The sequence below is a fragment of the Phenylobacterium sp. genome (assembly GCF_016124325.1).
Lineage (GTDB): Bacteria > Pseudomonadota > Alphaproteobacteria > Caulobacterales > Caulobacteraceae > Phenylobacterium.
In genome coordinates, this window is sequence record NZ_WGNY01000045.1 from 1 (window position 1) to 15073 (window position 15073).

Consider the following 15073-nt stretch of genomic DNA (forward strand, 5'->3'; position numbering starts at 1 on the left):
CCTCCGCCGTCGGGCTTCCGGCCTCCTGCTCTCGCAGCACGCCGATGATCTGCGCCTCGCTGAACCTGCTCTTCTTCACGTCCGTCTCCTCTAAGTGACGGACTCTCACTCAAACCGAGGGATCAGGAAGGGGGCAGGTCAGTGAAGTTGTCGGGAGAAATCTCCCCTGCCTTTTATCTACCTCCTAGCGGCGTTTGCAGGTTCTTCGCGCCCCCCGCGATGAAACGCCCGTGGGGCAATGTCTTGCTGGGCGTGCTGGGGATTGAATTTCCAGCATATGCGCGCTGGCTCGCCAACCGCAGCCTCAACCCGCGCGTAGCGCGACTGGGCTACTACATCTCCAACGAGGCGCAGTTTGTCGACCCGCCATCCGTGACGAGCGATGCGGATATTCCTGCATTGAAGGCTTGGATGAGCTCATCCATTCTCGCTGCGACAGCCTGCCCGCTGACCTTGAAAGCGTCGCGCGTTTGCAGCTGGACCCGTTCGGGGAGCAAGGTCGCCTCCTAGCGGTGAACACACCCTTCTGGGAAACGTTCGATGAGTGGCGCTTAGAGTCATCGCGCCTCGGCGCGCATTAGTACGCTCCATCGGCTGAAGAGGCGCATCGCCTGTGCGTCCACCTTCGGCGCTCAGGTCAACCGCTGCTCACCACCCCTCGCTGACCTTCGTCGTGTCTGCTGTGAGACTCCTTGCCCCGCGGCGGAAAATCGGTGTCGCAAACCTAACCTGATCGCTGATAACTTACACAGGCACTTACACAGTTTCGTTGCGTTCGAAAATTTCGTGAATATAATCAGCGTCATAAGCGGGGCGTGAGAGACTCAAAATCTGCTTTCTGCAAGGAAGTGCTGGTTCGAGTCCGGCCTGGGGCACCACCTCGACGAGCGGCGACACCCCGCCGCCCCCCTACCGCGGCAGGACCGACGTTCCCATGAGGTGCTCGTCGACCGCGCGGGCGCACTGGCGGCCTTCGCGGATGGCCCAGACGACCAGGGATTGGCCGCGGCGGGCGTCGCCGCAGGCGAAGACGTTGGGCTGGGAGGTGCGGTAGTCGTTGGTGTCGGCCAGCACGTTACCGCGCGGGTCGAGGTCGACGCCGCTCTGTTCCACGACGCCCTCGCGGCGCGGGCCCACGAAGCCCATGGCCAGGAAGACGAGGTCGGCCTTCAGCTCGAACTCGGAGCCCTCGATCTCGCGCATCTGCTGGCGGCCGTCAGGGCCGGCGACCCATTCGAGGCGCACGCACTCCATCGCCGTGACCCGGCCGTCGCGGCCGATGAAGCGCTTGGTGGCGACGGCGAACTCGCGCTCGGCGCCCTCCTGGTGCGACGAGGAGGTGCGCAGCTTGAGCGGCCAGTCGGGCCAGACCAGCGACTTGTTCTCGTGCTCGGGCGGGCGCGGCATGATCTCGAGCTGGGTCACCGAGGCGGCGCCCTGGCGGTTGGAGGTGCCGATGCAGTCGCTGCCGGTGTCGCCGCCGCCGATCACCACCACGTGCCTGCCCTGGGCGTCGATCGTGCCCGTGGGCGCGGCGATGGCTTCCAGGTCGCCGGCGTTGCGCTTGTTCTGCTGGGTGAGGAACTCCATGGCGAAGTGCACGCCGCCCAGCTCGCGGCCGGGGACCGGCAGGTCGCGCGGGGCCTCGGCGCCGCAGGCCATCACCAGCACGTCGTAGTCGTCCAGCAGCCGCTGGACCGAGACCATGTCGCCCACCTCGAAGCCGGTGCGGAAGATCACCCCCTCGCTCTCCATCTGGCGGATGCGGCGGTCGATGAGGTGCTTCTCCATCTTGAAGTCGGGGATGCCGTAGCGGAGCAGGCCGCCGATGCGGTCGGACTTCTCGAACACGGTGGTGGCGTGGCCGGCGCGGGCGAGCTGCTGGGCGCAGGCCAGACCCGCCGGGCCGGAGCCGATGACGCCGACCCGCTTGCCGGTGCCGCGCGGCGAGGGTTGGGGCGTGATCCAGCCCTCATCCCAGCCGCGGTCGACGATCTGGCACTCGATCGCCTTGATGGTGACCGGGGTGTCCGGGATGTTGAGCGTGCAGGAGGCCTCGCACGGCGCCGGGCAGATGCGGCCGGTGAATTCCGGGAAGTTGTTGGTGGACTGCAGATTGTCGAGCGCCGCCCGCCACTGGTCGCGGTAGACCAGCTCGTTGAAGTCGGGGATCTGGTTATTCACCGGGCAGCCCTGGTGACAGAACGGAATCCCGCAGCTCATGCAGCGCGACGCCTGGCCGCGCAGCTCGTCCTGCGGCAGCGGGACGACGAACTCCTTCCAGTGCTTCAGGCGCTCGGCGACGGGCTGATAGCCCCGGTCGTGGCGTTCGATTTCCAGAAAGCCGGTCGGCTTACCCATGGTCTGTCCTCAAGCTTTCCGGATTACTCGGCGGCCACGGCCGCCGCGGCGGCGCGTTCCTTGGCCATATCGGTCAGGGCGCGGCGGAAGTCGCGCGGCATGACCTTCACGAACGAGCCCAGCACCTGGTCCCAGTTGTCCAGGAGCTCGGCGGCGCGGCGGCTGCCGGTGTGCAGGTGGTGGCGCTCGACCAGGATGCGGAGCCGCTCGGCGTCGAAGGCCAGCAGGTCGCCCATGCCGGCGTTCTCCACCGACACCGAGCGCTGGCTGGGCCGCATCGGATCGTCGGGATCGCCGACCGCGGGCCCGACGGGTTCGAGGTCGACCATCGCCTTGTTGCAGAGGTCGTCGAAGCGGCGGCGCGGATCGTAGACGTAGGCCACGCCCCCGCTCATGCCGGCGGCGAAGTTGCGGCCGGTGTCGCCGAGCACCACCACGACGCCGCCGGTCATGTACTCGCAGCCGTGGTCGCCCACGCCCTCGACCACCGCCACGGCGCCGGAGTTGCGCACGGCGAAGCGCTCGCCCGCCACGCCCTCGAAATAGGCCTCGCCGGCGATGGCGCCGTAGAGCACCGTGTTGCCGACGATGATGTTGCGGGCCGGGTCGCGCCGGGCTTCCGGCGGCTGGCGCACGACCACCCGGCCGCCCGACAGGCCCTTGCCCACATAGTCGTTGCCGTCGCCGATCAGGGTCAGGCTGACGCCGCGGGCCAGGAAGGCGCCGAAGCTCTGGCCGGCCTGGCCCTTGAGGGTGAGCGAGATGGTGTCCTCCGGAAGGCCGGCGAGGCCGTAGCGCTTGGCCACCTCGCCCGAGAGCATGGCGCCCACGGTGCGGTTGATGTTGCGCACGGCGTAGTCGCCCCGGACCGGCTTGCCCGTCTCCAGCGCCGCCTTGGCGTCGGCGATCAGGACGTGGTCCAGGGCCTTGTCGAGGCCGTGGTCCTGGCGGTCCATGTTCCACAGCGCCTTCTGGCCCTCGGCCGCCTGGGCGTAGAGGATGCGCGACAGGTCGACGCCGTGGGCCTTCCAGTGGTCGACGGCCGGCGAGACGTCGAGGCGGTCGACCCGGCCGATCATCTCGTTCAGCGTGCGGAAGCCCATCTCGGCCATGATCTCCCGCAGCTCCTCGGCCACGAAGAAGAAGTAGTTGATCACGTGCTCGGGCTGGCCGGTGAAGCGCGCGCGCAGCACCGGGTCCTGGGTGGCCACCCCGACCGGGCAGGTGTTGAGGTGGCACTTGCGCATCATGATGCAGCCGGCGGCGATCAGGGGCGCGGTGGCGAAGCCGAACTCGTCGGCCCCGAGCAGCGCGCCGATGGCCACGTCGCGGCCCGTGCGCAGGCCGCCGTCCACCTGAACGGCGATGCGGGTGCGCAGGCCGTTGAGCAGCAGGGTCTGCTGGGTCTCGGCCAGGCCGATCTCCCACGGCGAGCCGGCGTGGGTGAGCGAGGTGAGGGGCGAGGCGCCCGTGCCGCCCTCGAAGCCCGAGATGGTGACATGGTCGGCGCGCGCCTTGGCGACGCCCGCCGCGACGGTGCCGACGCCCACCTCGGACACCAGCTTCACCGAGATGCGGGCGGCCGGATTGACGTTCTTCAGGTCGTGGATGAGCTGGGCCAGGTCCTCGATCGAATAGATGTCGTGGTGCGGCGGCGGGCTGATCAGGCCGACGCCGGGGGTCGAGTGGCGCACCTTGGCGATGTTCTTGTCGACCTTGTGTCCGGGCAGCTGGCCGCCTTCGCCGGGCTTGGCGCCCTGGGCCATCTTGATCTGGATGTCGTCGGCGTTGACCAGATATTCGGTGGTGACGCCGAACCGGCCCGAGGCCACCTGCTTGATCCGCGAGCGCATGGAATCGCCGTTGGGCAGGGGGACGAAGCGATCGGGCTCCTCGCCGCCCTCGCCGGTGTTGGAGCGGCCGCCGATGCGGTTCATGGCGATGGCGAGGGTGGTGTGGGCCTCGCGGCTGATCGAGCCGAACGACATGGCGCCGGTGGAGAAGCGCTTGACGATCTCGGAGGCCGGCTCGACCTCGTCGAGCGGGACCGGCTGGGCCGCGGGATGGAAGCGCATCAGGCCGCGGATGGTCAGCAGCCGCTGGCTCTGGTCGTTCACCGACTTGGCGAAGCGGCGGTACTCGTCGGGCAGGTTGCCTCGCACGGCGTGCTGGAGGCCCGAGATGGATTCCGGGGTCCAGGCGTGGGCCTCGCCGCGCAGGCGCCAGGCGTACTGGCCGCCCACGTCGAGCATGGACTTGTAGATCGGGTTGTCGCCGTAGGCGGCGCGGTGGCGGCGCACGGCCTCCTCGGCGATCTCGGCCAGGCCGACGCCCTCGATGGTGGTGGCGGTGCCGGTGAAGTACTTGTCGACCAGGGCGCTGGAGAGGCCCACGGCGTCGAAGATCTGGGCGCCGCAGTAGGACTGGTAGGTGGAGATGCCCATCTTGGACATCACCTTCATGATCCCCTTGCCCACGGCCTTGATGTAGTTCTTCCGCACCTCGGCGGCGGTCAGCGACAGGCCGTTGCGGACGCGAAGCTGCTCCAGCGTCTGGAACGCCAGATAGGGGTTCACGGCCTCGGCGCCGTAGCCGGCCAGGACGCAGAAGTGGTGCACCTCGCGCGCCTCGCCGGTCTCGATGACCAGCCCCGCCTCGGTGCGCAGGCCCTGGCGGATCAGGTGGTGGTGGACGGCGGCCGTGGCCAGCGCCGCCGGGATCGGGATGCGGTCCTCGGCCACGGCGCGGTCGGAGAGGATCAGGATGTTGGCGTCGGCCAGCACGTGCTCGGTCGCCTCGCGGCAGACCCGCTCGACGGCGGCGGCGAGGCCATCGGCGCCTTCCTCGGCCGGCCAGGTGATGTCGATGGTCTCGGTGCGGAACGCCCCGTCCAGCAGCTCATGGACCGCGCGGATCTTGGCGAGGTCCTCGTCGGTGAGGATCGGCTGGGCGACCTCCAGGCGCTTGTGCGTCCCGCGCTGGCGGCCCAGCAGGTTCGGCCGCGGCCCGATCATCGAGACCAGGCTCATGACCAGCTCCTCGCGGATCGGGTCGATGGGCGGATTGGTGACCTGGGCGAAGTTCTGCTTGAAGTACTCGTAGAGCAGCTTGGCGCGGCCCGAGAGCACGGCGATCGGCGTGTCGTGGCCCATGGAGCCGACCGGATCGTCGCCGCTGGCGCCCATCGGTTCGAGGAAGAACTGCAGGTCTTCCTGGGTGTAGCCGAACGCCTGCTGGCGATCGAGGATGGTGTCCGGGTCGTTGGGCGCGGGCTCGGCGTCGACGTCGTCGAGCGACAGCTCCTCCAGCTTGAACTGGGTGTCGTTGAGCCAGTCCTGGTAGGGCGCGGCCTCGGCCAGGGTGCGCTTGATCTCCTCGTCCTCGACGATGCGCCCTTCCTCCATGTCGATGAGCAGCATCTTGCCGGGCTGGAGGCGCCACTTGCGGATGATGCGCTCCTCGGGGACGTCGAGGACGCCGACCTCGGAGGCCATGATCACATGGTCCTGGTCGGTGATGACGAAGCGGGCGGGGCGCAGGCCGTTGCGGTCGAGCGTGGCGCCGATCTGGCGGCCGTCGGTGAAGGCCACCGCGGCGGGGCCGTCCCACGGCTCCATCAGGGCGGCGTGGTACTCGTAGAAGGCCTTGCGCTGGGGATCCATCAGCGGATTGCCGGCCCAGGCCTCCGGGATCAGCATCATCATCGCGTGGACCAGCGGGATGCCGCCGGCCACCAGCAGCTCCAGGGCGTTGTCGAGGCAGGCGGTGTCGGACTGGCCGTGCGGGATCAGCGGCCACATCTTGTTGAGGTCGGGCCCGAGCAGGTCGCTTTCCAGCGTGCGGCGCCGGGCGTTCATCCAGTTCACATTGCCGCGGACGGTGTTGATCTCGCCGTTGTGGGCGATGAACCGGTAGGGGTGGGCCAGCTTCCACGACGGGAAGGTGTTGGTGGAGAAGCGCTGGTGGACCATGGCCAGGGCGGACTCGCAGCGCTCGTCCTGGAGGTCGAGATAGAAGCCGCCCAGCTGGCCGGCGAGCAGCATGCCCTTGTAGACCACCGTGCGGGTCGAGAACGACGGCATGTAGACCTGGGTCAGCTCGGGGATGCCGCGCTTGGCGGCGAGCTCGGCGAGCGGGTTCTGGAACTGCTTGCGCACGGCCAGCAGCTTGCGCTCGTGGGCGTCCTGGTCCTTCACGTTGGGGCCGCGGCCGATGAAGGCCTGGCGGATCATCGGCATGGAGTCCATCACCGCCTTGCCGAGGCCCGCGGTGTTCACCGGGACGTCGCGCCAGCCCAGCAGGGGCTGCTTCTCGACCTTCAGGAAGTGCTCGAACTGCTCCATGGCCGCGATGCGCGCGAGCTCGTCCTGGGGCAGGAAGCACATGGCCACGGCGTATTCGCCAGCCGGCGGCAGGTCGACGCCCGCGCTCTCGGCCCAGTCGCGATAAAGGCGGTCGGGAATCTGGATCAGGCAGCCCGCGCCGTCGCCCACGGTGGGGTCGGCGCCCACCGCGCCGCGGTGGTCGATGTTGAGCAGGATCTGCAGGCCGGCCTGGATGACCTCATGGCTCTTGCGGCCTTTGATGTTGGCCACGAAGCCCACGCCGCAGGCGTCGTGCTCGTTCCGGGGGTCGTACAGTCCTTGCCGCTCCGGGGGGGCCATAGTCGTCTCTCACTTCAAAGGCGCGTCAGGGCGCCCGCTCCAGCCAGGGCCGGACGGGCGTCGAGGGGGGCTTTTAAGCGGCAAAAATCACCCTTGTCGATGGTTGGGGCTCTGGCGTCAGGGCAGAACTTTTCATCCTGCCCGCATTTTAGGATGCGCCCAGTTCGCCGCGGACGGGATCATGTTCAGGTGATCGGGCGGCGGCCGCGCAGGGGCGGCGCGGGCGGTCGCCACAGGACGATCACCACGGCGGCGAAGGCCGCGGCGATGAGCCCGGAAACCTGCGGATCGAAGTACGAGCCCTGCACCGGATAGAGCTGCCAGGCGAGGTTCTGGCTCATGTGGAACAGCGAGACGGCCAGCACGCTGCGGCCCGTATTGTCGTAGAGCCAGACCATCACGACGCGCGCGGCAAGGGTCCCCAGCGACCACCAGGCGATCCAGGCGAGGCCGCGCTGCGCCTGGACGAGCGCCACGAAGTGGAACAGGGCCCAGACGGCGCCCACGACGAGCGCGCCCTTCAGGGCGCCGTGGCGATCCTGCAGCGGGTCGATGGCGTAGCCGGACCAGCCCAGCTCCTCGGCCCAGGCGCCGATCATGAAGAAGCCGGCCAGCGCCAGGGCGGGCGCGAGCGCGATCTGCGGCGCCGGGACGGGCGCGCCCGTCGCGCGCTGGACGAAGAACGCCAGCGCCTGTTGCGCCGGGGCGAGGAGCAGGACCGGCGCGAGCCAGGCGAGGCGACGGATCCGCCGCCCATCGAACATGCGCGCCAGGAAGGCGCGGGCGCCGGGACGGCCCTCGTCGCGCCAGACGAGGATCAGGGCGGCCAGCCCGGGACAGACCGCCATCAGGCCGGCCAGCGGCAGGCCGGGCAGCAGCATGACGCCCGAGACGCCTCCGGCGATCCAGAACGGAACCGCCAGGGCGAGCGTGAGGGCGAAGAAGGCGTAGGGACGGCGCGGGACGGGCATGGGCAGGCCTCCTGGCCGGACGCATTTCCTATCGTTGATAGGCTATCACTGATAGGAATGGTCCTTGTCAAGGCGAGCGGCGGGGTGGGAGGCTCCGCGACGATGGTCGAGACGAGGGATTCGGCGCGGGCTCCAGGGCGGCGCGGCCGCGCGGGGGAGCGGCGGGAGGAAGTCCTGGCGCAGGCCACGCGGCTGTTCGCCGAGCACGGCGTGCACGCCGTCTCGACCCGCCAGATCGCCCAGGCGGTGGGGATCAGCCAGCCCAGCCTCTACGCGCATTTCCCCACCAAGCAGGCCCTGGTCGAGGCGGTGTGCGTGCGCGCCTTCGAGGCGCTGTCGGCGCGGATGATCGAGGTGATGGGGCGGATCGAGGGGCCGGCGGTGCTGGACGAACTGGCGCGCGCCTACGTGGACTTCGCGCTGGCCGAGCCCGACGCCTACAGGATCGCCCTGATGGACGAGGGCGCCTACGAGACCCCCGAGGATGGACCGAACGCGGCCATGGCGGCGGGCGGGGCGGCGTTCAAGCTCTATCGGGCGGCCATAGTGCGCGAGCTGGGCGCGGGGCTGGGGGAGGTCGACCAGGACATGCTGGCCCAGAGCATCTGGGCCTCGCTGCATGGGCTGGTGGCGCTGCTGATCGCGCGGCCGACGTTCGACTGGTGCGACCGCGAGCGGCTCATCGCCTTCCACATCGCCCGGCTGCACGGGGCGTAGGGGCCGCGCGGGCGATCGCCCGGCCGGAGAGCTCGGTTGACAATCCGGTCCCGCCGGACGCCACATTCGGAGAGGGGAATCGAGGGGGAACTATGGGGCGCGGGGGCGGTCCGGGACGATTGATGGTCGCGGCGGCGCTGGGTCTGGCGGGCCTGGCGACGGCGGGCGCCGCGCAGGCGGCGCTGACCGACAGCCTGTGCGTTCCCTCGGCGGCGTCGCAGCTCAAGACCTATCCGTCGGCCGACGCCCTGATGCAGGCGGCCTCGACGGCGGAGGCGCGGCTGGCGCGGCGCGGCCCGGCCGACCCGTTCCAGGACCTGGCGCCGGCGCTCGAACTGGCCGGGTCGCAGTACGAGAAGCCCTCGCCGCAGGCGCTGGCGGAATATTGCGCGGCGGCGGGCGAGCTGATGCGCGTGAGCCCGCGCGGCAGCCAGCTCCAGGCCCAGTCGTACCTGCTGAGCGCGTTCCAGATCGCCAGCGCGGCGGGTCTGCGCGAGCCGGCGTCGCTGGCGGCCTACCGGCTGGGGCTGGTCTCGCTGTCGGGCTCGACGCTGAGCGGCACGCGCGGCGGATCGCGCCGCAGCTCGCGCGGCGGGACGGCGGAGGTGGTGCAGGAGGCCGAGAGCGCGGCGCGCGCGGACGGCGGGCCCTGCGACGTGCTGCTGAACTCGCGCGTGCTGATCAACACCAACCTCAGCGTCTCGATCGCCTCGCTGGCCTGTTCGGCCGAACAGGCGCGGCTGGCGGGGGACAACCGCACGGCCGCCCTGGCCGACCTGCGGCTGGCGCGCCTGCGGCAGGCCATCGCCGAGGCCAACACCGACGTGGCCGGCGACTATGGCGCCCAGGCCTGGACCGCCGCCCTGGCCGGCCTTTCGGCGGCGCGGGGAGTGGAGGATCCGGCCCTGCGCGCGGAGATCCTGGGGCGGTTGGCCTCGGCGGCGCTGGACGCGCGGCCCGAGGGCTCGGACGAGGTGGCCGCCGCGATCGCTGAAATCCGCGCGGCCCAGCCCGACGGGCCGGCGGCGCGGTCGCTGGCCGCGGCGCTGTCGGCGCGGATGGCGCTCGCCCGGGGCGACCTGGCCACGGCGCGGGGCCTGATGGACGAGGCGCTGCTGGCCGAGAGCCAGCGCGAACTGCCGACCCGGCTGCCCGAATGGCATCTGCTGCTGGCGCAGATGGATCCGGCGAACCGCGACGAGCACGTGCTGGCGGCCTACGACGCGCTGGACGCGATCCGCCCGCTGCTGCCCCGGTTCGATCCGCTGACCGAGGAGACCGCCTTCTCGCTCTATATGCGCCGGGTGTTCCAGAGCGCCGTGGACGTGCAGCTTTCCGGCGCCGAGGGCGCGCGCGAGCCGATCCGGGTGCGCGCCGCCCAGCAGATCCTGGAGGCCTATCGCCAGGCGGAGCTGCAGAGCGTGTTCGGCAGCGAGTGCATTCCGCCGCGCGCGCCGCTGCGGCCCGAGATGCTGGCCGCGGGCGAGGTGGTGCTCTACCCGATCCTGCTGCGCGACCGGCTGGAGCTGCTGTACGTGGCCGGCGGCGAGGGTTCGGCGACGTTCCATCGCCTCGCGCCCAACACCACCGTGGGCCGCCAGGAGATCTCCCGGCTGGTGGAGACCATGGTCCTGTCGCTGAGCTACGACGAGGACGACCGCTGGCGCGCGGCCTCGCGCAAGCTCTACGACCTGCTGATCAAGCCCATCGAAGGCGAGCTGAAGCCGGGCTCGGTGCTGGCGGTGGTGCCGGACGGGGCGCTGCGCGCCCTGCCGTTCTCGGCGCTGCTCGACGGGAACAACCACTATCTGGTCGAGAGGGCCCGCGTGGCCGTGGCGCCGGCGCTGGCCTATTCGCAGACCGCCGCGGGCGACGCGCCGGCCGGCCTGCAGCTGGTGGCCGCCTCGCTGGAGAAGGAGGTCGACCTTCCGGCCGGCCGCTTCGAGAAGCTGGAGGGCACGGGCGCCGAGGCCAAGGTGGCCGCCGCCACGGACGGCACGCGCATCGCACGCTCGTGGGTGATCGAGAACTTCAAGAAATCCGACCTGGTGACGGCGCTGACCGACGAGCAGGTGGACGTGCTGCACCTGGCCACCCACGCCTCGTTCAACGGCCGCTCGGACCGGGCGTTCATCGTCGCCAACGGCGAAGTGATCCTGCTGTCGGAGCTGCGCCAGATACTGGCCCAGAACCGCACCCGCGGCGACGAGCTGGACCTGCTGGTGCTGAGCGCCTGCGAGACGGCGGTCGGCGACGACGAGGCCAGCATGGGCCTGGCCGGCGCGGCCGTGCAGGCCGGGGCCAAGAGCGCCATCGCCTCGCTGTGGCCGGTGAACGACGCGGGCACCGCCGAACTGATGAAGGACTTCTACAAGCGCTATCGCGGCGGGAGCTCCAAGTCGGCGGCGCTGCGCGACGCCCAGCTGGCTATGATCAAGAGCGGCGGCGTCAACGCCGACCCGAACATCTGGGCCGCCTTCACCCTGCTGGGGGCGTGGCGTTGAGGCGGCGCGCGGCGCTCGCGGTCCTGCTGGCGGCGGCGGCCTGGCCGGCGGCCGTGCTGGCCCAAAGCGCCGTGACCACGGCGATCACCCCCGACGCCGGCGCGCTGGGCCTGGGGACCACCGTGGTCCAGGCGGGCGCCATCTACACCATCGACGGAGGCGCCCTGGCCGGCGGCAACCTGTTCCACAGCTTCACCCAGTTCAGCCTGGGCGCGGGCGCGACGGCCCAATGGGTGCAGGCCACGGGCGATCCGGCGGCGGTGTTGAACGTCATCAACCGGGTGACGGGCGGGCAGGTCTCGCAGATCTCGGGGAAGATCGACTCCACCGCCCTGCCCAACGCCAGCTTCTATTTCATCAATCCCGCGGGCGTGGTGTTCGGCGCCGGCGCCCAGGTGAACGTGCCGGCGGCGGCCTATTTCTCTACGGCGGGCGAGCTGCGCTTCTCGGACGGGACGAGCTTCGCCCTGGCCACGCCCGGGGGCTCGACGCTGTCGGTGGCGCCGCCCCAGAGCTTCGGCTTCCTGGGCGGGCAGGGGAACATCGCCATCGACGGGGCCACGCTGGCGCCCGCAGCCGAAGCCGCCAGCCTGTCGTTCAGCGCGGCCGACATCCGGGTGACGGGCGGCTCCCTGCTGGCGCGGGGCGTGGACTTCGCCGCCTTCGGGCCCGGGAGCGGGACGCTGGCGCTGAACGACCCGCTGGCGGGGGCGCTGGCCGGTTCGCTGGATATCCAGGGCGCGCAGATCATCACCCAGACCCTGACGGCCGCCGCGCCGCTGCGGCTGGGCGGGGGGACGGTGAGCGTGGACTCCACCTTGCTGGTGAGCGACGCGACCCGCGATCTGGACGGCGGCGACATCGCCATTTCGGCGGGTCAGGTCTCCCTGACCAACGGAACCCAGATCAGCAGCTTCACGCGCAGCCTGGGCCGCGGCGGCGACGTCCGGATCACGGCGGGCGCTCTGACGACGAGCGGCGCGAGCTACGTCATCGCCTCGACGCAGTCGACCGCCCCTGGCGGCGACATCATCCTGCAGGGCGACTCGATCTACGCCGAAGACCTCACCGTGGCGACGACGGGGGCCGACACGGGATCGAGCGGCCATATCTCGGTCACGGCGGCCTCGTCGCTCGTCGGGAGCGGGCTGGTGCTGCTGGCGTCCAACATCGGGACCGGCGGGGCGGGGACCATCACCGTCACGGCGCCCGACATCGAGCTCGGCGGGTCGCTCGCGTTCGGGAGCACCCAGACGGGCACGCCCGGCGACATCCTCATCCACGGCAGCCGGATCCTGATCTCGGGCGGCGCCTACGGCTCGGCGCCGGGGACCACCACCGCCAATTCCGGCGCCCTCGCCATCGTTGGCGACGAGAGCCTGGAGATCGACGGCGCGATCCTGAGCGCCGTGGCGCTGGCCGATGGCGCGGCGGGGTCCATCACCCTGGCGGCGCCCCAGCTGTTCGTCTACGGAGGCTCCGACATTTCGGTCGAGGTCTTCGGCGACGGGACCGCCGGGTCGATCGTGCTGGACGGCGAGACCATCGGCATCGACGGCTCGGCGATCCACGCGGACAGCAACGCCTTTTCGGGAACCGGAACGGGCCAGATCCGCGTCTCCGCGTCCGGCGACCTCTATCTCAACCTCGCGAGCATCTCGTCCGACAGCTTCGTCGCGGCGCCAGGCGGGCTGATCGCGCTTTCGGGCCGCGATGTGACGCTTACCGAAAGCCAGGTGACGTCGCAGGCGTTCCGCGACGCCACCGCCGGCAGTGTATCAGTCGAAGCCGACGGCGCGCTGGAGATCCACAACACGAAGGTCTCGTCCACGACCGGCGGCACAGGCGCCGCGGGCCGGGTCAGCCTCACGGGGCAATCCATCCTCCTGGAAAACCGGCTGACGGAGATTTCGTCCGACACACTCGATTCAGGGCCCGGTGGCGACGTGACGATCCGGGGCGGCGACCTGGACGTGGAAAACCAGGCGTCCATCGTCGCACGCGCTGCGGCGGGCACGGGTGGCGGGGGGACGGTCGACATCCAGGTGACAGGCTCGCTCAGGGTGTCCGACGGCGCCTATATCTCGGCCGACGCCGTGTTCGGCGTGGGTCGGGCCGGCTCGGTGAACATCAAGGCCGGAGACCTGACCGTGGACGGCCAGGGCCTCACGTTCACCCACATCTCCTCCGACGCCTACGGCCCGGGCGACGCCGGCGGGGTGAACATCGAAGCCAAGACCGTCAACGTCATCAACAGCGGCTTGATCTCGTCCAATGCGCTCAGCAGCGGCGAAGGAAACGCCGGTACGGTCGCCATCAAGGCGGGAACGCTGACGGTGAGCGGTGGCGGCGCGGTGTCGTCCCAGACCGACAGCGAAGGCCGCGCCGGCAATGTGCTGGTCACCGCCGACGCCGTGATCATCGACGGCGGGTTGGAGCCGAGCATCGGCGCCGGCATCAGCTCCGTCAGCACCTCCTTCGGCGACGCCGGCACGGTCAGCATCGACGCCAAGACGCTGAAGATCGTGGGATACGGCTTTGTGTCGTCCGACACCGGGGGCGTCGGCGCGGGCGGCGACGTCAGCATCAACGCGGGCGCGATCACCCTCGACAACGGCGGCATCAGTTCCAGCGCCTTTGGCCTGGGCGACGCCGGCAACGTCACGGTGGTGGCGTCCACCGTGACGCTGGACCATCTTTCGAACATCGGATCCGACGCCTACAGCGGCTCGGAGGGGCAGGCCGGCGTCGTCAACCTGACGGCCGACAGCGTGACCATCGGGAACGGCTCGCGGGTATCGACCGCGACCGGCGGGACCGGCGACGCCGGGAAGCTGAACGTCAAGGTCGGCACGCTGACGGTGAATGAAGGCGGGGTGCTCTCCTCGTCCAGCTTCGGCGTCGGCAAGGCCGGCACGGTGCTGATCTCGGCCGGCGACATCCTGGTGGAGGGCGGGCAGATCAGCTCGTCGGCCGAGCTGGGGTCGAGCGGCGGATCGGGCGACATGCACATCGCCGCGAACACCTTGACGGTGTCGGGCGGCGGGACGGTCTCGACGGTCTCCTTCAATCCCAAGCCGGCCGGCTTCCTGGAGATCGCCGCCGACAAGGTGCTGGTCGACGGGCTGAAGTCGATCATCTCCAGCGAGAACCTGTCGGGCGGGGACGCGACCGGGCCGGCGCCGGGCGGCGACGCCGGGACCATTCAGCTCGCCGCCAACGACATGCGCATCACCAACGGCGGACGGGTGACCACCAACTCGGTCGGGGGCGCGGCCGGCGACATCTTCGTCAACATCCCGCGGCCGGGGCTGTTCGTGCTGGAAGGGGCGCTGTCGCCCGGGATCATCCAGACGTCGTCGGGGACGGCGACGGGCGGCATGATCGTCATCGCCGACCCGCTGGCGGTGATCTCGAACGGCGGCCTGATCCAGGCGCTGGGCCAGACGACGGGTGCGAACGTCAGCATCGTCAGCCGCTATTTCATCAACTCCACCGACCGGGTGAACCGGGTGGACGTGAACGGCGAGGTGCAGATCGAGACCGGGCTCTACGACGTGACCAGCGGGGTGACGGTGCGCGACCTGTCGGTGCTGGACGCCTCGAAGGTGCTGCGCGGGCAGTGCCCCTCGGCCCGGTCGACCGGCGTGGTCAGCCAGCTCATCACCCGCCCGGTCGGCCCCTATGTGAGCCCGCCGGCGCCGGCGACGTTCCGAACCGAGCGCCCCGGCGTGGGAGGCTGCCCTTGACCCCGCAGCGGAGACTCAAGGTCGGCGCCGCCGCGCGACGGGTGAGTTGCGCCGATACACAGCGGCGGCATGACCGCCGACCCGGACATCCGGGCCGCCTTCACCGG

The 15073-nt window shown here is 70.5% G+C and carries 7 protein-coding genes; 4 read left to right on the forward strand and 3 right to left on the reverse strand.

What is annotated here, in order from left to right; all coding sequences use genetic code 11:
- Nucleotides 1–243 precede the first annotated feature (243 nt).
- On the forward strand, nt 244–510 hold the full coding sequence (locus tag GC203_RS21860) for a hypothetical protein (protein WP_293458857.1): 267 nt from the start codon (nt 244–246) through the stop codon (nt 508–510).
- Between the two features lie 399 nt (nt 511–909).
- On the opposite strand, the gene GC203_RS21865 is transcribed toward GC203_RS21860, so the two are convergent.
- The 3 genes from GC203_RS21865 to GC203_RS21875 all read right to left on the reverse strand — a co-directional run bounded on the left by GC203_RS21865 (nt 910) and on the right by GC203_RS21875 (nt 7996).
- Complete coding sequence (locus GC203_RS21865) at nt 910–2361, reverse strand: glutamate synthase subunit beta (RefSeq protein WP_293458859.1); 1452 nt, start codon at nt 2359–2361, stop codon at nt 910–912.
- Nucleotides 2362–2384: 23 nt separating this feature from the next.
- Nucleotides 2385–7025: a glutamate synthase large subunit gene (gene gltB, locus GC203_RS21870; RefSeq protein ID WP_293458861.1), complete on the reverse strand. Its 4641-nt coding sequence runs from the start codon at nt 7023–7025 to the stop codon at nt 2385–2387.
- A 185-nt stretch (nt 7026–7210) separates the two neighbouring features.
- Entirely contained in the window at nt 7211–7996 is a 786-nt protein-coding gene (locus GC203_RS21875; protein WP_293458862.1) for a CPBP family intramembrane glutamic endopeptidase, read from the reverse strand.
- 102 nt (nt 7997–8098) lie between these two features.
- On the opposite strand from GC203_RS21875, the gene GC203_RS21880 reads away from it, so the two are divergent.
- The 3 genes from GC203_RS21880 (at nt 8099) to GC203_RS21890 (ending at nt 14966) form a co-directional block, all read left to right on the forward strand.
- A complete protein-coding gene (locus GC203_RS21880) occupies nt 8099–8713 on the forward strand; it encodes a TetR/AcrR family transcriptional regulator (RefSeq protein WP_293458863.1) in 615 nt (204 codons plus the stop codon).
- Nucleotides 8714–8835: 122 nt separating this feature from the next.
- A complete protein-coding gene (locus GC203_RS21885) occupies nt 8836–11217 on the forward strand; it encodes a CHAT domain-containing protein (RefSeq protein ID WP_293458865.1) in 2382 nt (793 codons plus the stop codon).
- Complete coding sequence (locus GC203_RS21890; RefSeq protein ID WP_293458867.1) at nt 11214–14966, forward strand: filamentous hemagglutinin N-terminal domain-containing protein; 3753 nt, start codon at nt 11214–11216, stop codon at nt 14964–14966. Before GC203_RS21885 ends, GC203_RS21890 begins: the two co-directional genes overlap by 4 nt.
- Nucleotides 14967–15073 lie beyond the last annotated feature (107 nt).